Below are 22,043 nucleotides of genomic sequence, written 5' to 3' on the forward strand. Positions count from 1 at the left end.
CTTACTCCAGCTTGAACCATTGAGCCGGAGATCAGTTTGACCAGAAGTAAACTTTAGTCGCTTCACCGCTTCCAGATGTTGAAGACGCCGCCTATGATGATTGCGCCGAGGCCGCCAGCGCCGCAGACGATCCAGACCATGCGCCAGTCGATGCCGTCGGTGCTCATCACATCGAGCCATGAGAGCATGAATACCAGTGCAGTGCCGCCTGCGCCGAGCAGCCAGGCAGAAAGGCCGATCTTGAAAAAGATATCGCTGGCTTTCATTTCAGTTTAAGCCGGTAAACGGTAGAGCCCGAGATCAGGTCGTGCAGTGCCAGCTTTTCTTTGCTCAGAGTCATGACCAGTAAACTGATGGCCGGGATGCTTGCTGCAACAAAGAAGAGAAAGTGACCGGTGTCTTTGGTGGCGATGTACCAGAGCGTCATGGCCAGAGCCAGCCAGGTGAGGATCAGCCCTGCAAAGCGGACGCTGGCAGTAAAAGGACTAAGCGGGTCACCGGTTTCAAGCATGGCGAGGCGCAGCTTCCATGGGCGCATGCCAGTGGTCGCCCCACCTTTGACCCAGAAGCCGATAAAATAGGCGGCAACAACAGTCAGGAATAGCAGTCCTTTCAGCCACTGGGGAGGTGTTACACCAAACATCTCTACGCTGATGGTGATTGGCAGGCCGACGAATAACATGGTCACACCAAACAGGATGGTGAGGTCGTAAGCACTGGCAAAAATGCGGACGATAATGCCTGCTCTTGCTCCCTGGTCGCGTGCAGCTTTTTGCATGTGTTTCTCTCCCTGTTAAATGAACAGTATTACGATTTCTGTTTGCGCAACGATGTCAGCGTTGCGTTGGCATGATGGTTTTAACCAGCCAGCTGACCACGAAGAGCCCGCATAATGCCAGCACAACCGATGCACCGGAAGGCCATTCATAAGCATAGGACCAGATCAAGCCGATCAGCGTGCCGCCTACAGAGAATGCAGTCGACAGTATCCAGAGTTCGGCCAGTGATCTTCCCCATATCCAGGCGCAGGCTGCGGGCAGGACCAGCAGGCCTGCAGTTAATACGATGCCGGCAAGCTTAACGCAGAGGATTACTGTTAGTCCGACCAGTCCGTAAAGCAGCAGGCGAAGCGCATTCACCGGAAGGCCGGATGCTTCAGCTGTTACTGCATCAAAAGCGATGCTCCACCATGCACGCGAAGCCAGTAGCATCATCGCAAGAATCAGGCTACTCAGCAGATACAACCACAGTTTTTCATCTGCAGTGACGGTCAGGATGTTGCCGAACAGCAGGCCGAACAGATCCACGCGTGTTGTTGTTGCGGTTGAGATCAGGACGATGCCGAGTGCCATGGAACCGGCAAACAGGATGCCTGTGCCTGCATCTTCAGAGATTCCCTGGCGTTTGGGCATCAGCGCCAGCAGTAGAGCGATAGCGACGGAGAAGAGGGTGGCGACTGGCAATAGTGGCAGCGATAACGATACGGCGATGCCCAGCCCTGCAAGCGATGCGTGTGAAACGCCAACAGTGAGAAACGATAATCGATGTGCCATGACCATGACCGACATGGATGCGGTAACTACAGCAATAAGCATGGCTGGCAGCAGGCTGGCTGTCATTACAGTGCTTGAGAGGAATTCGGTTATTAATTCAATCATGATGGTGATGGGTCTCGTCCGAGTCGGGGCTGCAGCCGATGCAGCCGGCATCATGTGCGACAATCTGGATATGCTCGCCATACATGGCGCGCCAGACGTCATCCGGGATGTTTTCACCCTTCATGGCGTGGTGGTGAATCTGTCGATTCAGGCAGGCGACAGAGTCGACATGAGAGCTGATGGCTGCAATATCATGCTCCACCATAATCGCACACATGCCGGTCTCATCACAAAGCCTTCTCAGCAGACGAAACAGCCGATCCTGACTGACGCTATCCAGCGCAGCAGAAGGTTCATCAAGCAATAACAGCTTTGGTTTTCTGACCAGCGCACGTGCAAGGCGAACGCGCTGTCTCTGGCCGCCTGAGAGCTGACGAAAATCATTGTTTGCCAGAGGCTCCAGATCAACAAGGGCCAGTGCATCCAGAATGGCTGCCCGATCATTGCCACGTTGCCACGGCATCGCATAAGCAGGCATTCCCATGGCGACCACATCGGATACACGCATAGGCAGTCTTGGTTGATGATCATGCAACTGATGTAAAAAACCAATCTGTTTAAGTAACCGGTGCCGGCTGTAACGTGTCAGGCACTCACCCATCAGGTCGATATGACCGCCATCGGGTTGCGTTAGCCCTGCAATGATGTTGATCAGTGTGCTTTTGCCTGCGCCATTTGGCCCGACGATGCCCATGAAATGTCCGCCTTCTACATTCAGGCTGATGTTGTCCAGAATCGGTTTGCTGGCTGGTCCGAAGCGCAGATGGCTGATTTTAACAATGCTTGAACCCATCAGTGAGTGGCCTTTGGTAGCTGCTGCAGGTTTTGCAGCATCAGGTTTTCCCAGTTGGTATCGCAATCAGCCAGCGCATCAAGCTTGATGTGATCTGGAGTCTGGACACTGTGTTGTTTCAGCCAGTCGAGTGCGCGATTGTTGTGTCCTGAATCGCTGATTAACCAGGCTCCAGGATGATCTTCCAGCATATGCAGCGAATCATCGAGAGCATGCGGACCATGCTCGTGGCCGTGGTGGCCAGACTCAAGTATATTCAGGATTGGCACCTGCATATCATTCATCAGTCGGCGCCACGATGGATGTTGCATGATCACGCCCGATGTCTTAACCGGGACCAGTGCCAGTTCCCACTGTTTTTCAATCACATGCGTGATTGCAATCGCCTTGCTCAGGTTGCTGTTGATTGCATTAATCTGCTCCGGATGAAGCTTGCTCATGGCTTCAGCAATCGCGGGAAGGACGGCGCGCACCTCTTTGGGGCTGACCCATCCGTGATCCTTATTCGACCAGAGATCGAGTATGTTTTTGTGATTGGGGGGCAATGGCCAGCCGCCATCATCAAATGAGGAACGAAGCAACAGCCTGCTTCTGGCCAGCTTTTCTATGGTGCGTGGCTGCAGCTGGAATCGATGCGGGTCAGCGCCTGCTGGCAGTAGACACATGACATCTGTCTGTGCGTCCAGCATTTTTACCAGTCCGGCCAATGGTGGCAGCGTCACCGCAATCTCTGCTGCTGCAGCGATGCGCGGGGTGGATAGAGATAACAACAGGGATAGTGCACATGCGGCAATGGTATGAAAGACAACGGGCATGCGGGCAATGCTAGCATGTTACCGGAAAAGTCCATCTATAGATTTAGGGGTGCTCTGAATGACGACGTCCATGTAGTTGTTCAGCAGGAAGAAGAAAAAGTGCGATTTTCCCTTTTCTCACCAATCAGGCACCTGTAGTGCACGATTTTAACAGGGCGTCCATGGCCTGTGCGGACACTCTGACTTATTCAGAGTATCCCCGGTTTTGGCATTGCTTGTGCTATCGTAACTTGATTAAAAGAGGGAATGAAAGGATTATACCTAATCTATGATTTCACCAGATTATTTCTCATTTCGATGGAGTTGGTACAGCCCTGTTCTGAATCGTCAGGAGCAACCGGCAGAGCGTTGCGCTATTGAGGTGAGGCGTTTGCCCATTCGTGTTTCAGGCCGGGATGCGGGCGAATATATCCCTTATGCAGTGCATCCTGAGATAAAGAAAACGATCTCGGCCTCCCTGCACCGATTGCAGGATTATGCTATTCGCTACATGGTGAGAGGAGAAAAAGTTTCTGCCCACTCATTGCCGGGTATGGATGAACGTATGCGCTCGATGGTGGCACATTTGCGCAAGCAGAACCCGCATCTTTCACGCGACATGCTGCATCATTGGTGTGCTGACCCGAAAGGGGCTACCGCACTTTTGAAAGTCTGCGAGGTGTTGTGGGAGCAGGGCTGGAAACAGGATCAGATGGATGCAGCACCCTGGGTGCCAGCAGTGAATGTACTGTTGTTGAAGATGATCAGGCATGGCATTGCATCGCTATCCAGTGAGGAAAGCGGTACTAGTAACCACGTCATGTTGTGCGTGGTGGGCGGCCTTTATGTCTGGGCATTGCAGGCGTTTCTAAAGCGGTATCTGGAAGGGGTGGTCGAGGTTTCTCGCATCGCTTCCTATGAATCCATGATGTTGCCGGTTACGCCCATGGTATTTTTGCACCATCAACCTGAATCGAATCTCCTGTCTGATGATAGCAGGCTGATCCGGTATTACGGACTTGAACCTGAGATTGTACCGCAACTGCGCTACCTGCGTGGTAAAGTGGGTTTCAAGAATGAGGGAGGCATGCTGGCCCTGCTGGGCAAAGACAAGTTGGGTGAACACTTGTTGCGGCGCAGTTGGGCGCGATTGTCACTTTGGAAACTGGCCATGAAATCCGGGCATGGTGCATGGATGCGCTGGGTGCTCGATGCCAAGCTGCTGGACAAACTGCTGGCTGGTCAGATGCAGCCTGATGCCGCAAGTATGGAAAACCTCAAGACTCATGTGGATGAACCGGTTGCAGCATGGCTGCTGGCACATCTTTCCGGAGGACGGGCTGCGAAAAATGCCGGTGAACCATGGCTGCGTGATAATATTACGCTGCTCGCTTTCAGGGTGTTTGATGAGGATGTGCGGGTTGAGATTGCCAGGCGAGAGGCTGAGAAGTCCTGGATAGATAAAGCTGTGCATAGTGCCCCGGCCAGAAGTTCAATACAGGGGGGTTCCTCGACTGCGCGGGGAGTCGGAGGCTTGCGAAGTACAGCTAATGTGCAGCTTGCCCATGACCTTGAACAGGCATGGCAGGATGGTGAACTGGTTCTGATTCAGCCGGATGCAGGCAAGGCTTTGCATAGTGGCAAAGCCCTGTCGCTCAGGCATGGCTGTATGCGTATTGAGTGGTCCGAGTTTCTGGCCGGAATGCACGCGATATCCGGTCCATCTGCAGCTGAATTTCTCGATAAAAAGTTTTTGCCCAATCTGCTGTCTGTTGTTAATGCAAATGAATCCATCTTCCTTGATGAGTGTTCTGCGTCCGGCTGTTTGTTGCGGGGTTCTGTGCTCGCATTGACTGAAACAGGCGTGCTGTTACGAAAGTCTTTACACCATCTTTATGATGAACTTTGCGAACAACGGGCTCTGGATGCCGATACGCTGGTTTATCCGCCACTTTCAATCTGTATGGATATGACGGGTGAATGGATATTTTCTGAACAACAGCATGCGCGGCTCGGTAGTCAGCGCATTGCATTTTCTCTGGCTGTGACTCAGGTCGATGCCGGCGTCTGCAGGGATAGTAATGTTGAACGATTGATGAAAACATGTGTTGGAAAATACGGTCTCAAGCCGATTGGCGGAGTGAATGTGGAGCCGGTGCCGGGAAACGACGGCGTGAAAGTACAATTGCTTCATAATACAGGTTTTGCCATGACGTCATCAGCGATGAAAGAGTTGACCAGCGTATTGTCCAGCCGGGCCGAGATCCGGGAGTTGCGCCCTGATCACAGGGATCTGGCGAGTATTCTGGATGAGTATCAGTTTCCGGCGGGAGGCCTGGATCTGCTGGTCATTCAGCGGCATGGCGAGAAGGAACAGGAACCATGGGTGTTGATGAAGGCGGGTAAACCTTGCCTGGCGGGCGTGGATGTGGACCTGTTCGAATTGCTGGACGAAGATGCTGCTGCTACCCGACAGATTGTAGATCATGGATTGGCCCACTGGGTTTGATGTCATAAATGCAAACGGAATTCCAGAATAATTGGCTGGATGGACAGTGCATAGCTCCATTGTCTGAACCGGTGGCAGTGGGCTGGTCGGGCGGCGCTGATTCAACTGCGCTGCTGCTGGCATTGAGGTCAGCTGGTCACAGGGTTCAGGCCTGGCATGTGGACCATGCATGGCGAACGTCGTCAAAGGATGAAACTGAGTTGCTGGCAATCAGGGCGGAGCAGTGGGGGATTCCGTTTTATTCTGCAAGACTTGAGAGACCAACTGGAAAAAACATCGAGGCTGAGGCGAGAGCCGGTCGTTATGCCTGTTTTGAGCGCTGGGGGCAGAAGCTTGGTGTGAAAACACTGTGTCTGGGACATCACCAGGATGATCAGGCAGAGACAGTATATATGCGTATGCTGCAGGGGGCCGGAGCAGCCGGGTGCAGAGGTATGCACAGAGAGCGAATGCTTGGTGATTTAAGATTGTTGCGACCATTGTTGCATGTGCCGGGTGGTCTGCTGAGGCAGATTTTAAGAAAAAGCGGAATTGAGTGGCTGGATGATCCGAGCAACAGCGATTCACAGTTGTGGAGAAATCGAATCAGGCACAGGGATTTTGCTGCCATGCATCTGGCAGGCGTTGATCCGGGGGCACTTTTTTTGCGCTGGAAGAGTCAGGCTGATCGGCTAACGGACAGGCTGGATATGGCAGCAACAGCATTGCTGAAAAAAGATATGTTGTTTGAACAGGGGGTTGTCTCATTCCCCTGGAAGGCCTGGTATGCGAGTGAACCGGCCGTGCGTGCTCGTGCTTTACAGAAAATGATGGCGGATATGCTTGGTGCGGGCATCACACCTGGGCGGCGCCATATTGAGCTGGTTGAAGCATGGACAATAAAAGATGGCAGGGGGGGGCTTGATTTGTCACGTTGCCGTCTCTATAGAAGGCAAGGACGCTTGCACTTGCAGCCGTCTGTGACAGGAAATATATCGCAATAGTATAATATTATAATAAATAGGCTTATTATTTAATCGAACTTTCATGCATAATAGGCCACGCTTGCGCGATTGTAATGAAAACCCGTTTCTGACGGGAGTGAGGATTTGAACTGATGGGTAAGAATTTACTGCTTTGGCTGGTGATTGGCCTGACCATGATGAGTCTGTTTAATATGTTTTCGGCACCGATGTCGAAAGCAGATAAAATGGCTTATTCAACCTTTATTGAAAAGGTAGACAATGGCATGGTTGAAGCGGCAACCATCAAAGATAAACAGGTGATCGGCCAGTACCGTGATAAATCGGGAGATCTGAGAAACTTTGATGTGAATGTTCCGAATGATCCGACGCTGTCACAGCGTTTGCTGGACAATCATGTTGTGGTCAATGTGAAAGAGCCCGATGAAGTTCCATTCCTGCTTTCAATCCTGATTTCATGGTTCCCTATGTTGTTGCTGATTGCCGTATGGGTATTCTTTATGCGTCAGATGCAGGGTGGCGGTAAAGGCGGCGCGATGGGCTTTGGCAAGAGTAAGGCCAAGCTGCTGAACGAAAATACTGCACGTGTGACATTCGAGGATGTTGCAGGTTGTGATGAGGCGAAACAGGAGGTCACCGAGGTGATCGAATTCCTGCGTGACCCTTCCAAGTTCACCCGCCTTGGCGGTAAGATTCCCAAGGGCGTATTGCTGGTGGGCCCTCCGGGCACAGGTAAAACGCTGTTGGCGCGTGCGATTGCCGGTGAGGCGGAAGTGCCTTTCTATTCTATCTCCGGTTCTGATTTCGTGGAGATGTTTGTCGGTGTTGGTGCATCTCGTGTGCGTGATATGTTTGAACAGGCCAAAAAACATGCGCCATGCATTATCTTTGTCGATGAAATTGATGCGATGGGCCGTCACCGTGGTGCAGGTATCGGCGGTGGTAATGACGAGCGCGAACAGACATTGAATCAGATGCTGGTTGAGATGGATGGATTTGAATCCAACGACGGAGTGATTCTGGTGGCTGCGACCAACCGGCCTGATGTGCTGGATCCTGCTTTGTTGCGCCCCGGTCGTTTTGATCGTCAGGTGACTGTGCCGCGTCCCGATCTGCTGGGCCGTGATCAGATTCTTAAGGTTCACATGCGCAAAGTGCCGCTGGCATCAGATGTGGATACTAAGGAACTGGCGCGTGGCACACCGGGATTCTCGGGTGCTGATCTGGCCAATCTGGTGAATGAAGCTGCATTGAATGCTGCTCGTTTTGATCGTGATAAGGTTGGCCGTGCCGATTTTGAAACGGCCAAAGACAAGGTGATGATGGGCACTGAGCGGCGGTCTATGCTGATTTCCGATGATCAGAAGGAGACAACTGCTTATCATGAGGCGGGTCACACACTGGTGGCCAAGTATCTGAAGCATGCTGATCCGGTACACAAAGTGAGTATTATCCCTCGCGGTCAGGCACTGGGCATTACCATGCAGATGCCGGAAGAGGACAAATTCAATCATGATAAGGAATATCTGCGTGACCAGATCTCTATTATGATGGGTGGGCGTCTTGGTGAAGAGCTGGTGCTGGGGCAGATGACGACCGGTGCATCCAATGACTTTGAGCGCGCAACGCAACTGGCTCGAAATATGGTAACCCAGTGGGGCATGTCCGATGAGATGGGGCCGATGGTATATGGCGAGCGCGAGCATGAGCCATTTCTGGGGCGTGAAATTACCAAGCAGACCAATATTTCAGAAGAGACTGCACGTAAAATTGACAATGTTGTGCGCAAGCTGATCGAAGATAATTATGATCGTGCCAAGAAGATCCTCGAAGATAATATGGACCAGTTGCATCTGTTGGCCAAGGGTTTGATCAAATACGAGACACTGGATACGACTGACATTGATCGTGTAATGGAAGGCAAGGAGCCCTTACTGATCAAAGAGTTCGAGCAGAAATCGAAACCTTCGAGTCAAACACCGCCTGAAAAGCCATCGGCAAAAGTTGATGTGGGTAAGGAATCTGATGAAGCCAAAACATCCGGTGATGAGGCAGGTCAGGTTCACTGATGTCTTCACGCTGGCACCGCCCGCTGACTGAACACAAGCGGGGCGATGCATGGATTATGGGGGTGCTTAATTGCACCCCCGATTCGTTTTCGGATGGGGGAAGTTTCCTGGATATTGAGGCCGCCGTACATCACGGCTTTTCAATGTGGCAGGATGGAGCCCGTCTGATTGATGTCGGTGGCGAATCGACGCGGCCGGGAGCAGCGAGTGTATCTGAAGAAGATGAATTAAAACGCGTGATTCCGGTGATACGTGCGCTTAGTGATGCGGGCTGCGCCGTATCGGTTGATACCATGAAGGCAGAAGTGATGTCTCAGGCCATTGCTGCAGGCGCGGTGATGGTGAATGACGTCAGTGCACTCAGATACGATCCTGACAGTCTGGGCGTGGTTGCCCACAGCGGCGTGGATGTCTGCCTGATGCATATGCAGGGGGATCCCGAAACCATGCAGAATAGCCCGCAATATGATGATGTTGTCGAAGAGGTGTCAGCTTTTTTTGAGGAACGAATCGAGAAGGCTCTGGCCGCAGGTATTCAGGCATCCTCGATTCTGCTTGATCCGGGTATTGGTTTCGGCAAACGGCTTGAGGATAACTTGCTTCTGATCCGTTCACTGGCTGAATTTAAAAAACGATTTCATCTGCCTGTACTGCTCGGTGTGTCGAGAAAATCATTTCTCGGCTTGCTCACAGGTTGCCCGGTTGAAGATCGCGAGATGGAAACGGCAGTGGCCGGGGGCATAGGTATTATTAACGGTGCTGATGTGTTGCGGGTGCATGATGTAAGACTGCAACACAGAGCAATGAAAATCGCATCGGCCTTGTCCTGAACAAGCTTTGCTTGCATGCCGGTTCAATCGAACTACCCTTACTGTTATGAATAACAAGGTGCGCATATGAGCGGCTGGCAGTTTGGAATCTCGGATGTAGTGGATATCACAGTCGTTGCCATCGTGGTCTACTTCTTCTTGCGCCTGATCCGTGGCACCCGCGCCGTACAGATGTTAATCGGCGTGGCCATGGTTGTGATTGTTTATCAGATGGCACAAGTCTTTGGTCTGTTCACCGTTGAATGGATATTCGGGCACTTCTTCTCCGCTTTCATGGTGATTCTGGTCGTGCTGTTCCAGCAAGAGATTCGCCGGGCTCTGGTACGTGTGGCGGTGAATCCTCTTGCATCTGGTTCGACACCGACAGTAACCCTGCTGGATGAACTGGTGGAGTCAGCCTTTTCTCTGGTTCACCGTGGATGGGGTGGTTTGATCGTGATTGAGCGTGATACCGGCTTACGTCACCTGTTTGAATCCGGTGTTGAAATGAATGCCCCGATTCGACCTGATGTGATTCAATCGATTTTTTGCCCTGATGCTCCAATGCATGATGGTGCAGTTATTGTTTGCCGCGATTCACGAGGTGGGCGTGTTGTTGCTGCACGCGTGTTACTTCCGTTGGCGCAGATTACAGCACTTCCGGGCGATTTCGGCACCCGCCATCGTGCCGCGGTTGGCCTCTCTGAAGAGAGTGATGCACTGGTTATCGTGGTATCTGAAGAGCGGGGAGATGTTCATCTGGTTGAGGAAGGAGCATTGGGTGAAGCTCTGAATAGTCGCGAGTTGCACAAGGCTCTGGAAAACAGCCTGTCATCCATGCTCAATATGCAGGGCAAATCGACAGATATGACAGGTAAAGCCTGATGCGTTTGTTCATGCAGCAGTTTCGCAGGTTCAATCTGCATATCTGGGCTATCATTATTGCAGTGGCACTATGGTTACAGGTGCATGGTCAGGGTGAAGGCTCGCTGAATATGGATATTCCTTTGCAGATTCAGGGATTGCCTGCGGGTATGGTGATAGTGAATGATTTGCCGGACCACGTGCGTGTGACCGTAACGGGGCTGCAGACGCGTTTGAAAGACCTGCATCAGCAGGATATGTCGCTACCACTGCAGATCAGTGATATTACAACGCCCGGGGTGGTTGAGCGTGCGCTGCAGGTCGCAGCAGTATCGCTACCGGTCGGATTGCATATTGAGAAAGTACAGCCGGATAGACTGGAACTGCAGGTGGACCGGCTGGTGACGCGCTCTATTCCTGTGAAAGCCCATTTTGAGTTGCCGGAAGGCTGGAAGGCGGCAAAAGTCACTGTCGAGCCGAAACAGGTGCATTTAATTGGTCCGGAAGTATGGCTGGATACCTTAAGGCAAGTGGAAACCACCCCAATCAGGCCTGTATTGAAAGCTGGGACATTCAGGGCGATATCGGGCGTTGAAAGCCCCTCAGGTAAAGCAATCCGCCTGGTTGAAAATAATGTGAGGATTGAAGTTCGCGGTGTGCTGGTGCAAACAGATGCTCCTGTTATACCTGATGGTTTGGGTGGAGGAGAGCAGCAATGAGACGATATTTCGGTACTGATGGTGTGCGTGGTCCGGTCAATCAAACGCCAATGACAGCAGAGTTTGCCTTGTCCCTGGGGCGTGCAGCAGGCCATATTCTAACCCGTCATTTGAATCATAAACCACATATCCTGATTGGCAAAGACACGCGACTCTCCGGTTATATGATTGAATCGGCACTGTGCGCAGGATTAACAGCACAGGGTATGAATGTACTGCTGGTCGGGCCTGCACCAACGCCTGCCGTTGCATATCTGACGCGCAGTTTGAGAGCTGATGCGGGAGTCATGCTGTCGGCATCCCATAATCCTGCCGGTGATAACGGCATCAAGTTTTTTGCCGCTGATGGTTTCAAACTGCCGGATCAGCTTGAACTGGAAATTGAAGATTGTATGGACAATCTGCCTCCTTTGCCCGCGGCGCTTGAGGTTGGAAAAGCGGCGCGCGTGGATGATGCACGAGGCCGTTATGTTGAGTTTCTCAAGGGCTCTCTGCCGCGTGGATTGCGTCTGGATGGTTTGAAAGTTGTGGTCGATTGTGCCAATGGTGCAGCCTATGATGTTGCGCCGCGCATTCTGCAGGAGCTCGGCTGTGATGTGATTGCCATGCATTACAAACCGGATGGATTTAATATTAATCGGGAATGTGGATCGACCTATCCGGAAGATATGACTCGAAAGGTCGTAGAAGTTGGTGCCGATATCGGTCTGGCGCTCGACGGTGATGCGGACCGCCTGATTGCCTGCGATGCGCAGGGTCGAATTGTTGACGGAGATCGGGTTATCGCCATTCTGGCAGAGCATGCCCACAATCAGGGTTTGCTGACCGGTGGCGGGGTAGTGACAACTCTAATGAGTAATATGGGGCTGGGCCGATACCTTGAAACGATCGGCTTGACGATGCACAGGGCTGCAGTTGGTGATCGATATGTTCTCGAAATGATGCGGGAAAAAGGCTGCAATGTTGGTGGTGAACAATCCGGTCATATGATCCTGCTTGATTATAACACGACAGGTGATGGTTTGATGAGTGCGCTGCAATTGCTTTCAGCTATGCAGGCACAGGACAAGGCGCTGGCGGACATGGCATCAGGCATGTCTCTGTTTCCTCAGAAGTTATGGAATATCATGATGACGGAACGTAAGGACGTTATGGCTGATGAACAGGTGCGCAAACTTGTTGCTGATGCAGGGCAGCGTCTGGGTGACAGTGGCCGTATCAACGTGCGTATGTCAGGCACTGAACCAAAACTCAGGGTGATGGTTGAGGCAGAGGATGAAGATTTAATGCTCAATGTGGGCGGAGAATTAACCGAGGCAATTAGCCAAAGGGTGTGTTGATTCAGGCGTGTCCAATTTGATCAGATAGCTGGCTGCGTTTAATGCCCATGCAACGGGCACCAAAATCCCAGCGTTGTTCCGGCGGTTCCTGAAAGACAATGTGCTGGCTGGCCGGAGCAATCAGCCAGTCGTTATTGCTCAGCTCGCTTTCGAGTTGGCCGGTTTGCCAGCCCGCATAACCCAGAATCAGCATGAAATGCTCAGGGCCTTCACCTTTCGCCAGATCCTCAAGGACATCGCGTGATGCTGTCAGGTGTAATTCAGACGTGATTTCCATGGTTGAATCGTAAACCTGCCAGCTATCATGCAGAACAAAACCACGAAAATCATCAACGGGACCACCTTCAAAAACACGCTGGATATCAGGGTTCTGGCCGGGCAGTTGTGCTATATCCTCAATGCCGAGGTCAACGAGAACATCCGATACGGAGATCTCTTGCGGTCGATTAATAATCAGCCCCATGCAGCCATCATCATCATGATGGCAGATCAGGATTACTGAGTCTTTGAAGTTTGGATCCTGCAGGGTCGGGGTTGCCAGAAGCAACTGTCCTGCGAGTTTGTTGATCTGCACGTTGCCTCCTTGCATGATGACAGAAGAAAGCGCTGTCAGATTAAGACGATGCTTTCTGTGCCATCGTAATGGCCATCTCAATGGCTTCGACCAAGCTAGAATAAGATACGTCTTCTGACCCCGCAAGGTCAAGCGCGGTGCCGTGGTCAACGCTGGTGCGGATAAAAGGAAGACCAAGTGTGACATTAACCGATTCTCCAAAGCTAATGGCTTTGATCGGGATCAGGGCCTGATCGTGATAGCAGCAGATGATAGCGTCGAAATTGTGACGATTGGTCGCAGAGAATGCAGTGTCTGCAGGCAAGGGATCTGTTACATCTATGCCGTCCAGGCGTGCTGACTCTGCTGCCGGCATCAATATTTCAATCTCTTCACGGCCGAAATGTCCCTGTTCACCGGCATGTGGGTTTAATCCGCACAGTGCCAGCCTGGGCTTGGGGATGCCAAAGCGGTGAATCAGGTCACGCTGCACAATGCGTATGCAATCAATGGTTGCCTGCATGGAAATGGTTTCGGGAACGTGCTTGATGGCAAGGTGCGTGGTGAGTAGTGCCACGCGCAGCGATGCGGAGGCAAGCATCATGACGAAGTCGGTCTCTGCTTCAGCTTGCGGTTGGCGCGACAGATGGGCGAGAAATTCAGTATGACCCGGGAAGTTGAAACCGGCACTGCGTAATACGGCTTTTTCAATAGGGCCGGTAATCATTCCGGCAGCATGCCTGGCTAAGCAGCTTTCTGCAGCGGTTTGAATACAGCAGATGACTGCCATAGCAGTCATCTGTGACGTTTTGCCCATTACGACCGGGCCGGTAGCAATATGGGATGGTACAGGGTTCCAGCATCGCAAGCCTGTGGCCTTGGCCTGAATGGCACTGTTCAGCGTTGAAAATTCAAATATAACGGTTGGTATATCTATCTGTGTTGCACGCTGCTCCATCCAGAGCCCGGGTGTTACGATGATGATGTGATCGAACAGTTCAGGACGGTTCTTATAGGCCCGAATAATGCAATCCGGACCAATTCCTCCCGGCTCGCCTAAGGTAAGCAGTAATGGTTTCATTCAGGTTTAGAGGAAGGTTAATTCGCGGATGATTTTCCAGCTGTTTCCCTCTTTTTCCAGGACAAGTGCCTTTTTATCACGACTGGAATAGATATCAGATTTATAATCCTGCGTGAATTCACAGCGGACATGCTTATCATCAACAGCTGTAAGCTTCAGATTGCTGATTGAAATACGGATATAGGCTTTGTTTTCAATCATCTCTTTTCGATATGTTTTCCATGCAGCGATAGATGTGTGGGATTTTCCAACATGGAAGTGATCGGAATAGTTGGCAAGGTATGCTTCCAGATCTTTGGAGCTCCATGCCTTGCGCCAGCTTTCAACTACGGCCTCAGGTGTGGTCTGTGTCTCAGCTTTTTGCACTTCGGGTTGAATCTGCGGCGCTGTAGCTCTTTCCCTGCTGATGCCTTCACAACTGAATTTTTCAATCGATGCTGAGGCCTTCAGGCCGGCTAACCAGCGCGGTAGTTGTTCCTGCATGGCGCTGTTGGTGAGGATCTGCTGAATATTATCGCGGTGGGCTTCAAATGAGTTGGGATCGATGTGGCGCTGGTTGATGACGCGGATGATATGCAAGCCAAAGCTTGTCTCTACAACGCCACTGGTTTCTCCGGCTTTGAGTTTAAATGCGGCTTCTTCAAATTCAGGGATCATCATGCCTTTTTTGAACCAGCCCAGATCACCGCCTTTGCTGGCACTTGGTCCCTGTGATTCTTCCTCGGCACGTGCAGCAAACTCTTCATCTGTTGCACCGTTCATTTCCCTGGCTATAACTTCCGCACGCTGTCTGATTTTAGCTTCTGTGCTTTCATCTGCGAGTGGCGGGATTTGCAGCAGGATATGGCGAGCATGAGCTTCATAGTAACTTTCCCCCATCTGTTCAGGGTCCTGCCATCTTTCTTCAAGGACTTTGATGATGTGAAATCCGGCAGGTGCGCGAATGGGGTCGGTGATGCCGTTCACAGGTAAATCCAGTGCTGATGCGAAGCGCTGGGAGATGCCACCATGCATGAACCAGCCCATGACACCCTGCTGTTCCACTTCCGCGGACTGGGAGTAGTTGGTGACCATCTGGGTGAAGTCCTTGCCTTCAACAAGTTGCTGGTGAATCTGACGAACTTTATCGCGAACCTTACTGAGCTGTTCCGGTGTTGGTTCATTCGGGACTGACAGGAAAATCTGGGCGAGTCGCACCTCTCTGCGAGGTTTCGGGTCGGCCAGATATTTACGGTGATATTCCTTCATCGCCTCTTCAGATATGTTCAATTTACTGCGTACGCCTGTGTTGATGAGTTTGCCGATGAGCATCTGGTCTTTCAGGGTTTCTTTGTAATCTTCAAAATCCATGCCCTGCTGCTCAATGGCTTCTTTCAGTTGTCCTGGCAACAGATTGTTTCTGCTTTCAATATCCCGTACGGCATTGTCGAACTCTTCATTCGTGACGCTCAACTCCAGTTTTCGGGCTTCCTGCACCTGCAGCAATTTGTCGATTTTTCCATCAAAGGCCCTCTGTTTCAGATCGTTGTATGATAGTGGGGATGACTGGCCTGATTGGCGGATTTGGGCAACGGCAGTTTGAATTTCACGCTGAACTTCATAACAGCTGATGGCTTCGTTGTTGACGATGGCTGCGATGGAATCAAATGTTTCAGCTTTCGCGGCTGAGATAAAAGTCAGCAGGCTGGTCAGCAAAATCAGGAAGCGCATGTAAACTCCGGGTGAATGGGGTGGTCATAGATATATGGCGGACAATGGGTGGTCCGAAATCTCACGAACCGACGCTACCTAGCCCTTTGAATTCAAGCAAGATTCTGAACCCCAGGTTGGATGCTTTGGCAGTGCCTGTACGGCGGTTGATACGATATCCTTCCGCTCCGAGCTTCCAGCAGGGGTGCTGATACTGCATGCCCAGCGAAGTATATTGGGAGATCTTCAATAGGTGATCATATTGCCAGCTGCCTTTGGCCAGCCATCTGTTGCCCAAACGAAGACTGGCAGCGACATTCAGCAACTGTGATTCTGTGGTGTAGCGTGCATCGGTCAGTTGGTGGGAGAGCGTCAAATTACCCATCTTGCCATTCAGGTTAATGGCTGAGCTGATTGTGGCCCAGTATCGATCAACTGTATTGTATTGCCCCGAGCTATACATACTTATGCCGGAAGCTGGTTGAAAGGTAATTTCGGCGAGCAGATTTGAGAATGGCCGGGTTGCCGCCGGTTTCAGTGCGGCATCAACAGTTTGCCGCTGCAGGCTGTATGAGGCACCGGCGCGAACGACCAGAAAGTCTGTGGCTGCGGATTCAGGATTCACTTTATGCTGTAGACGGTTTTCAAGTACCAGGCTGAATCTGTTGGCTTTTTCAATGCGATCGAAACCGGAAAAACGGTTGCCTGACATCAGATTGCTCCAGGAAAGCAGGCCGAAGGTCGAGTCAAAATTCGGAAGATTACTTTGATCCGGTGCGCTGACAAAATCATATCGCAGGATGGGCGAGATGGCGTGGCGCCATGTGCGCTCACTATTGATGCCTTCAAAATCACTGCGTACTTCCAGGCTGGCCTCAGCCGTGGTTCGCGATGGATTGCTTTGAGCATTGGCAGCCAGCTGTTTGAGCCAATAACGGGTGTGATGTGTTCCCACATGCAGTTTGGCTGAAATACCACCGCCTGCCAGTTCTAACGGGATTTCCATGAATGGATGCAAAACCATGCGCCAGCCATCTACGCCAAGTCTGCGATCAAAGCGGGTGGTCTGCTGTTCAAAACCGAGCGTCAGGCTGGGCAGTGCAGGCCAAATTAAGCTGCTCTGCAGTCGTGGCAGAATCTGCAGTGTTGTTGCATTGCTTGTTAACAGCAGATCCTGCTGATGTTGCGCGGTAAGGCTCAGCTCTTCTTCCAGGTTATCATAGATGCCCGATTGAGAAAGTGTTGCGCTACTTTGCAGATAGCGTGTGCTGCTGCCCTCTTCAGTGCCGAAATCAGCCAGGTAATCACTGTCGCTGACATGGTCGGCCTCCACATCAAAGCTGAAGCCGGCTGGAAGATGCCAGTGTATGTCAGACTGTAATCGGACACGTGATCTGGCCGTTAATGTGTCGTTGATACCGGCTGCAGACATTGTTTCCGTGCCTATGGATGATGCGTGGCGAAATTCCGCTTCACCCATGAAGCCGCGTGCACTCATCCAGCGCGGCGTCAGGGTGGCATCCCAGCTTTCAGCCGGAGCAAAATAAAACGGGAGACCTATCTCGGTGCCTCTGCGGTTGCCACTGCCTACCGATGGCATAAGCAGGCCGGATTTGCGCCTGAGAGGTTGCTGCCACCATGGTGCATAGAGCACGGGCACTTGCCAGAGTTCAAAGCGAGCATCTGTCGTGGTTAAGCTGCCATCCTGCTGGTCGAGCAGGGCGTGATTGGCTCTGACTCGCCATGATTCTTCATTAATCGGGCAGGCGGAATAAATGATCTCTTCAGCTTCAAAGGTCTGATCGTCAATGCGCTTCAGGCGGGCAGCCTGCAGGCGTTCACCCCCCGGCAGCGTAATCACGGCATTTAAAATATTACCTGTCTGGCTTCCCGTATTCATCACTGCTTCATTGGCGCGAATGGTTGCCTGCGGGGACTCAATAACAACATGGCCACGGGCTTCCAGTACCTGTTGTTCAGTACGATAAATCACTTCATCAGCATACAAGATGTCGGCGACTCGTTTGATGATGACATTGCCTTTAGCGACAACGGTACCGTCGGGATTGCGCGCGATTTCATCCGCAGCAATATCAACTGGTGCGGCATAAGCTGTAGACGCCATGAAAAACATGGCTGCAATAAAAAGCAGTCGGGGTAGTTGAAGCATGGGGTGGCAGGCTATCCTGCAATTTCTAACCGTCCACTAAAGTAAACAGGCCGCATGCAATGATCTTTATTGCTTTTGCCCGCTTAAGTCTTCAGGCGGAGCATTTATTCAGGTTTGATAGCAAAACCCAGATAATTCACAGACAGATCATCAGACAGCGTGAAATGATCGGTCAGCATGGCATAGGACATGCCGCGCAGGTCTTTGATTTCCAGCCCTGCGTGCCGGAGTGCCGTATTCATTTCAGAAGGTTTGATAAACTTTGCATATTCATGGGTACCTTTGGGCAACCAGCCGAGGATATATTCAGCCCCCAGAATCGCCTTGATATAGGAGACTGGATTACGATTGAGAGTGGCAAAAAAGAAATGGCCACCGGGTTTAATCATAGCGGCGCAAGCGGAGACAGTGCGTGGCACATCCGGCACATGTTCCAGAACTTCCAGACAGGTTACTGCATCATAATGATCCTGATGCGATTCAGCCCAGCTTTCAGCATCATTCTCGATATATTCAACCGGCACACCGGATTGCTCGCTATGCAGGCGCGCAACTGCCAGTGCTTTGGGGGAGCGGTCAATACCAGACACTGTGGCACCGCGTGATGCCATGCCTTCGGCCAACAGACCGCCGCCGCAACCCACATCGAGAACGCGTGCTTCTGGCAGATCTACCTGACGCGCAATGTAATCGAGTCTGATTGGATTGATTTTGTGCAGCGGTTTGAATTTACCGGTGGGGTCCCACCACTCCTCTGCCATGGCTTCGAACTTGGCAATTTCTTCCGCGTCAAAATGTTGTGTCTGCATATGCGAAATCATGTCGATGCCGCTCGTGCATGGCAAGGCCTGTTTGATGGCATAATAATTGCATGCCTACATAGCATTGTTTTCTTTGGGAGATTCACATGTCGAATGAAATTCTGATTGGTCGCCAACCTATTTTCGACCGTGACTACAACGTGGTTGCATACGAGATGCTGTTTCGGGGCGGGGCTCAGGGTTCCGATGTTGAAATGACCTCGCAGGTGATGGTCAACGCTGTCATGGATATCGGACTGGAAAATATAGCTGGCGCATTGCCTGTTTTTTTCAATATAGATGAGTCATTTTTATTGCATGAGACAGGACTTTCTCAGGCACTGCCACAGCAGCAAGTGGTTCTGGAGGTGCTTGAACATGTGAATCCCGGCCCCGCTGTATTAGAGGCTTGCAGAAACTTAAAAGATGCGGGTTATACCCTGGCTCTCGATGATGTGATTAGCGTTGAACATGCGCGGCCATTTGTCGACCTGGTGGATATTATCAAAGTGGACTGGATTGAGGCTGAGGAAGATCCGGGTAATATCATCAGTGCGTTCAGGCATGAAAATGTAAAGTTTCTGGCTGAAAAAATTGATTCATATGAAGAGGCTGAAAAAGCCAAGGCTCTGGGTTTCGATCTGTATCAGGGTTATTTCTACTGCAAACCCGATATTGTCAGTGGCAGCAAGCCGCCGGAATCACGCATGTCGGTTTTGCGCGCAATGCAGCAGGCTATGACTGCGACCTCGATTGATGAGATGTTTGATGTGGTGAAGCAGGATGTGACGCTCTCCTACCGCTTGTTAAAATATATCAACTCAGCGGCTTTTGCGCTCAGACGTGAGGTGCAGTCGATTGAACAGGCATTGAGTTTGCTGGGGCTGAGTAATATTCGCCGCTGGCTGACCCTGCTGACCATGACATCGCTGGCTGAAAATAAACCGAAAGAACTGATTCGCCAGGCCCTGTGGCGTGCCCGTTTTCTTGAAATGCTGGCAAGGGCGATGGGAGATGAAGCTATCGAGGATGATTTCCTTACCGGCCTGTTTTCCATTCTTGATGCGCTGCTGGATTGCTCCATGCAGGAGTCACTCGTTGAAGTGTCTCTGGCTGAACACGTCCATAACGGATTGATTGATGCCCGGTCAGCAATGGGTGAAAAACTTGCTGTAGCCAGAGCTCTTGAAACGGGTGACTGGGATGTGATCAGGTTGTTCAGTAATGATGGTAAACGCATCACATATGCTGAACTGACACGTCTGCAGACTGAGTCGATGCTCTGGGCAGACCAACAGATGGCGGCACTCTCCGCGTTATAAATAGCTGTTCTCAATTTAGAGGACTTCTTTCCGACCTTCTTCGCGGCTAGGCTGGCCGGGTGTTCGGTCAGATTATATTAACCCGCCTGCTGCAGGCTATTCCCACACTGCTGGGGGTGGCCACACTCGTGTTCTTTTTGCTGCATATGGTGCCGGGAGACCCTGTTGATGCCTTGCTGGGTGAGACAGCCATGCCTGCAGACCGGGAGGCTTTGCGTCAGGCTCTGAATCTCGATCAACCGATTCTTTATCAATATGCCACTTATCTCTCGGGACTTGCCACAGGTGATTGGGGCACAAGTCTGATTGATCACAGACCTGTGCTGGAACGTATTGTTGAGCGTGTGCCTGCGACTGCCAAACTTGCAGTCATCAGTCTCCTGCTGGCTGTGCTTCTGGCGCTACCCCTGGGTTATTGGGCTGCCCGCCATGCAGGCAAAGCACAGGATGTGGGGGCGATGGGGTTCTCCCTGATTGGTGTCTCTATTCCTAACTTCTGGCTTGGCCCCATGTTGATGCTGTTGTTTGCAGTAGGCCTAGGTTGGCTGCCGGTTTCCGGCATGGATCAGCCGGGCTCAATAGTCCTGCCTGCCGTGACACTGGGTACGGCGCTGGCAGCAGTACTCTCGCGCATGGCCCGCTCCTCATGGCTGGAAGCGATGAGTATGGATGCAACTCGAACTGCGCGCGCATTCGGCGTGGCTGATCGTATCATCTGGTGGCGCCATGCTGCACGCCTGGCCGCAATTCCGGTGATTACCATGTTTGCCCTGCAGTTAGGGGCCGTACTTGGTGGTGCGGTGATTACCGAAACCGTATTCGACTGGCCGGGGCTGGGGCTATTGACGATTGAGGCGATACAAAGCCGTGACTATCCGCTGGTGCAGGGCTGTGTGCTGCTTATTGCCGGGTTTTATGTCTTGGCGAATCTGCTGGCCGATCTGCTGGGCATGTGGCTCGATCCGAGGCAGCGGCATGCGTAACGGCTTTTTCACCGCAGAGTACGCAAAGTTACGCAAAGTAAAGTTGATGGGGCGCATGTATGTCTTGAGTCAAAGATTGAGGGCGTTGTATGTCTAAATCGGCACTGAGGCTGGCAGGTTTCTGCCTCTCTTTCCCCTTGCTGGTGCTACTCGTGGCGGCAGTGAGCGGGGAGAATAGTCATGCCATTGATCTCGATGCGGTGTTGCATGGCATGGGCAGTACTCATCTGCTCGGCACCGATGCCTTGGGGCGCGATGTGCTGGCCAGGCTTTCCGAAGGGCTTCAGTTATCCCTGACGGTTGGCGTTACGGTGGTGCTGTTTGGTGGTGCGGTTGGCATTGCTATCGGCATGCTGGCTGGTTGGGTTGGCGGCTGGGTGGATGCACTGCTGATGCGTATCGCCGATATCGTACTCTCTTTTCCGGGAATTTTGCTGGCCATTGCTCTGGCGGCAATGCTTGGCCCCGGTATTGATAATCTGGTCATGGCACTCGTTGCGGTTGGCTGGGTCGGATTTGCACGCCTCTCCAGAGTGCAGGTTTTATCGTTGAAATCAGTACCCTTTGTAGAAGCTTCTATCGCCAATGGAACAGATTCAGCTTACATTGCAGTTCGTCATCTGCTCCCGAATATCGCGGCTCCACTGCTGGTGGAGGCGAGTTTCGGTTTAGCCGCTGTGATTATCGGCGAGGCAGGCCTCTCATTCCTCGGTGTCGGTGTGCAGCCGCCCGATGCTTCACTTGGCACGATGATCCGCGAAGGCACCCGTCTGATGTTGGTCTCCCCCGGTCTCGTTATCTGGCCCGGCCTGATTCTCTTCTCTCTGGTCATGGCCGTGAACCTTCTCGGTGACGCCTTGCGCGATAAACTCGATGTGCGCATGGAAAAAACATAATCGCTCATCGTAAGGCTGGTGATGATTGATTA

Annotated in this window: 20 protein-coding genes; 10 read left to right on the forward strand and 10 right to left on the reverse strand. The window is 51.9% G+C overall.

Annotation, left to right across the window (positions count from 1 at the left end; all coding sequences use genetic code 11):
• Nucleotides 1–62: 62 nt before the first annotated feature.
• Genes MMIC_RS04530 through MMIC_RS04550 form a run of 5 tightly spaced genes read right to left on the reverse strand, consistent with a single transcriptional unit; the run spans nt 63 to nt 3,266 of the window.
• Complete coding sequence (locus MMIC_RS04530) at nt 63–266, reverse strand: hypothetical protein (protein ID WP_072659275.1); 204 nt, start codon at nt 264–266, stop codon at nt 63–65.
• Nucleotides 263–778 (reverse strand): RDD family protein, encoded by a 516-nt coding sequence (locus MMIC_RS04535; protein WP_072659276.1) that lies wholly within the window; start codon nt 776–778, stop codon nt 263–265. Before MMIC_RS04535 ends, MMIC_RS04530 begins: the two co-directional genes overlap by 4 nt.
• Nucleotides 779–833: 55 nt before the next feature.
• Nucleotides 834–1,658, reverse strand: a complete 825-nt coding sequence (locus MMIC_RS04540; RefSeq protein WP_072659277.1) for a metal ABC transporter permease — start codon at nt 1,656–1,658, stop codon at nt 834–836.
• On the reverse strand, nt 1,651–2,517 hold the full coding sequence (locus MMIC_RS04545) for a metal ABC transporter ATP-binding protein (RefSeq protein ID WP_227819356.1): 867 nt from the start codon (nt 2,515–2,517) through the stop codon (nt 1,651–1,653). Before MMIC_RS04545 ends, MMIC_RS04540 begins: the two co-directional genes overlap by 8 nt.
• Complete coding sequence (locus MMIC_RS04550; RefSeq protein ID WP_072659279.1) at nt 2,451–3,266, reverse strand: metal ABC transporter solute-binding protein, Zn/Mn family; 816 nt, start codon at nt 3,264–3,266, stop codon at nt 2,451–2,453. The genes MMIC_RS04545 and MMIC_RS04550 overlap by 67 nt, the downstream gene beginning before the upstream one ends.
• A 268-nt stretch (nt 3,267–3,534) precedes the next feature.
• Here MMIC_RS04550 and MMIC_RS04555 point away from each other — a divergent pair, with 268 nt between their 5' ends.
• The 7 genes from MMIC_RS04555 (at nt 3,535) to glmM (ending at nt 12,517) form a co-directional block, all read left to right on the forward strand.
• Nucleotides 3,535–5,754, forward strand: a complete 2,220-nt coding sequence (locus MMIC_RS04555) for a hypothetical protein (protein ID WP_072659280.1) — start codon at nt 3,535–3,537, stop codon at nt 5,752–5,754.
• A gap of 8 nt (nt 5,755–5,762) precedes the next feature.
• Nucleotides 5,763–6,737 (forward strand): tRNA lysidine(34) synthetase TilS, encoded by a 975-nt coding sequence (gene tilS / locus MMIC_RS04560; RefSeq protein WP_083530443.1) that lies wholly within the window; start codon nt 5,763–5,765, stop codon nt 6,735–6,737.
• 113 nt (nt 6,738–6,850) lie between these two features.
• Nucleotides 6,851–8,785 carry an ATP-dependent zinc metalloprotease FtsH gene (ftsH, locus tag MMIC_RS04565; protein ID WP_072659281.1) on the forward strand — a complete coding sequence of 645 codons (1,935 nt, stop codon included), beginning with the start codon at nt 6,851–6,853 and terminating at the stop codon, nt 8,783–8,785.
• Nucleotides 8,785–9,615 (forward strand): dihydropteroate synthase, encoded by an 831-nt coding sequence (gene folP / locus MMIC_RS04570; protein ID WP_072659282.1) that lies wholly within the window; start codon nt 8,785–8,787, stop codon nt 9,613–9,615. The genes ftsH and folP overlap by 1 nt, the downstream gene beginning before the upstream one ends.
• A 66-nt stretch (nt 9,616–9,681) precedes the next feature.
• Nucleotides 9,682–10,479: a diadenylate cyclase gene (locus MMIC_RS04575; protein WP_072659283.1), complete on the forward strand. Its 798-nt coding sequence runs from the start codon at nt 9,682–9,684 to the stop codon at nt 10,477–10,479.
• Nucleotides 10,479–11,177, forward strand: a complete 699-nt coding sequence (locus MMIC_RS04580) for a CdaR family protein (protein ID WP_072659284.1) — start codon at nt 10,479–10,481, stop codon at nt 11,175–11,177. Before MMIC_RS04575 ends, MMIC_RS04580 begins: the two co-directional genes overlap by 1 nt.
• Entirely contained in the window at nt 11,174–12,517 is a 1,344-nt protein-coding gene (gene glmM, locus MMIC_RS04585) for a phosphoglucosamine mutase (RefSeq protein WP_072659285.1), read from the forward strand. Before MMIC_RS04580 ends, glmM begins: the two co-directional genes overlap by 4 nt.
• Before the next feature lies 1 nt (nt 12,518).
• Here the strand turns inward: glmM and MMIC_RS04590 are convergent, their stop codons facing one another.
• The 5 genes from MMIC_RS04590 to ubiG form a co-directional block, all read right to left on the reverse strand.
• Nucleotides 12,519–13,091: a YqgE/AlgH family protein gene (locus tag MMIC_RS04590; protein ID WP_083530444.1), complete on the reverse strand. Its 573-nt coding sequence runs from the start codon at nt 13,089–13,091 to the stop codon at nt 12,519–12,521.
• Between the two features lie 40 nt (nt 13,092–13,131).
• On the reverse strand, nt 13,132–14,151 hold the full coding sequence (gene pdxA / locus MMIC_RS04595; RefSeq protein ID WP_072659287.1) for a 4-hydroxythreonine-4-phosphate dehydrogenase PdxA: 1,020 nt from the start codon (nt 14,149–14,151) through the stop codon (nt 13,132–13,134).
• A gap of 6 nt (nt 14,152–14,157) precedes the next feature.
• Nucleotides 14,158–15,861, reverse strand: a complete 1,704-nt coding sequence (locus MMIC_RS04600; protein WP_072659288.1) for a peptidylprolyl isomerase — start codon at nt 15,859–15,861, stop codon at nt 14,158–14,160.
• Nucleotides 15,862–15,922: 61 nt separating this feature from the next.
• Nucleotides 15,923–18,010, reverse strand: coding sequence for an LPS-assembly protein LptD (locus tag MMIC_RS04605; protein ID WP_072659289.1), 2,088 nt, complete (start codon nt 18,008–18,010; stop codon nt 15,923–15,925).
• A 104-nt stretch (nt 18,011–18,114) separates the two neighbouring features.
• The gene (ubiG, locus tag MMIC_RS04610) at nt 18,115–18,819 is read right to left on the reverse strand and encodes a bifunctional 2-polyprenyl-6-hydroxyphenol methylase/3-demethylubiquinol 3-O-methyltransferase UbiG (protein WP_072659357.1); all 705 of its coding nucleotides are present in this window, start codon (nt 18,817–18,819) and stop codon (nt 18,115–18,117) included.
• 98 nt (nt 18,820–18,917) lie between these two features.
• Here ubiG and MMIC_RS04615 point away from each other — a divergent pair, with 98 nt between their 5' ends.
• The 3 genes from MMIC_RS04615 to MMIC_RS04625 all read left to right on the forward strand — a co-directional run bounded on the left by MMIC_RS04615 (nt 18,918) and on the right by MMIC_RS04625 (nt 22,011).
• Nucleotides 18,918–20,132, forward strand: a complete 1,215-nt coding sequence (locus tag MMIC_RS04615) for an EAL and HDOD domain-containing protein (RefSeq protein WP_072659290.1) — start codon at nt 18,918–18,920, stop codon at nt 20,130–20,132.
• Between the two features lie 59 nt (nt 20,133–20,191).
• Nucleotides 20,192–21,115 (forward strand): ABC transporter permease, encoded by a 924-nt coding sequence (locus MMIC_RS04620; RefSeq protein WP_072659291.1) that lies wholly within the window; start codon nt 20,192–20,194, stop codon nt 21,113–21,115.
• 89 nt (nt 21,116–21,204) lie between these two features.
• Complete coding sequence (locus MMIC_RS04625) at nt 21,205–22,011, forward strand: ABC transporter permease (protein WP_072659292.1); 807 nt, start codon at nt 21,205–21,207, stop codon at nt 22,009–22,011.
• Nucleotides 22,012–22,043: the final 32 nt, after the last annotated feature.

The organism is Mariprofundus micogutta (assembly GCF_001895085.1).
Taxonomy (GTDB): Bacteria; Pseudomonadota; Zetaproteobacteria; order Mariprofundales; family Mariprofundaceae; genus Mariprofundus; species Mariprofundus micogutta.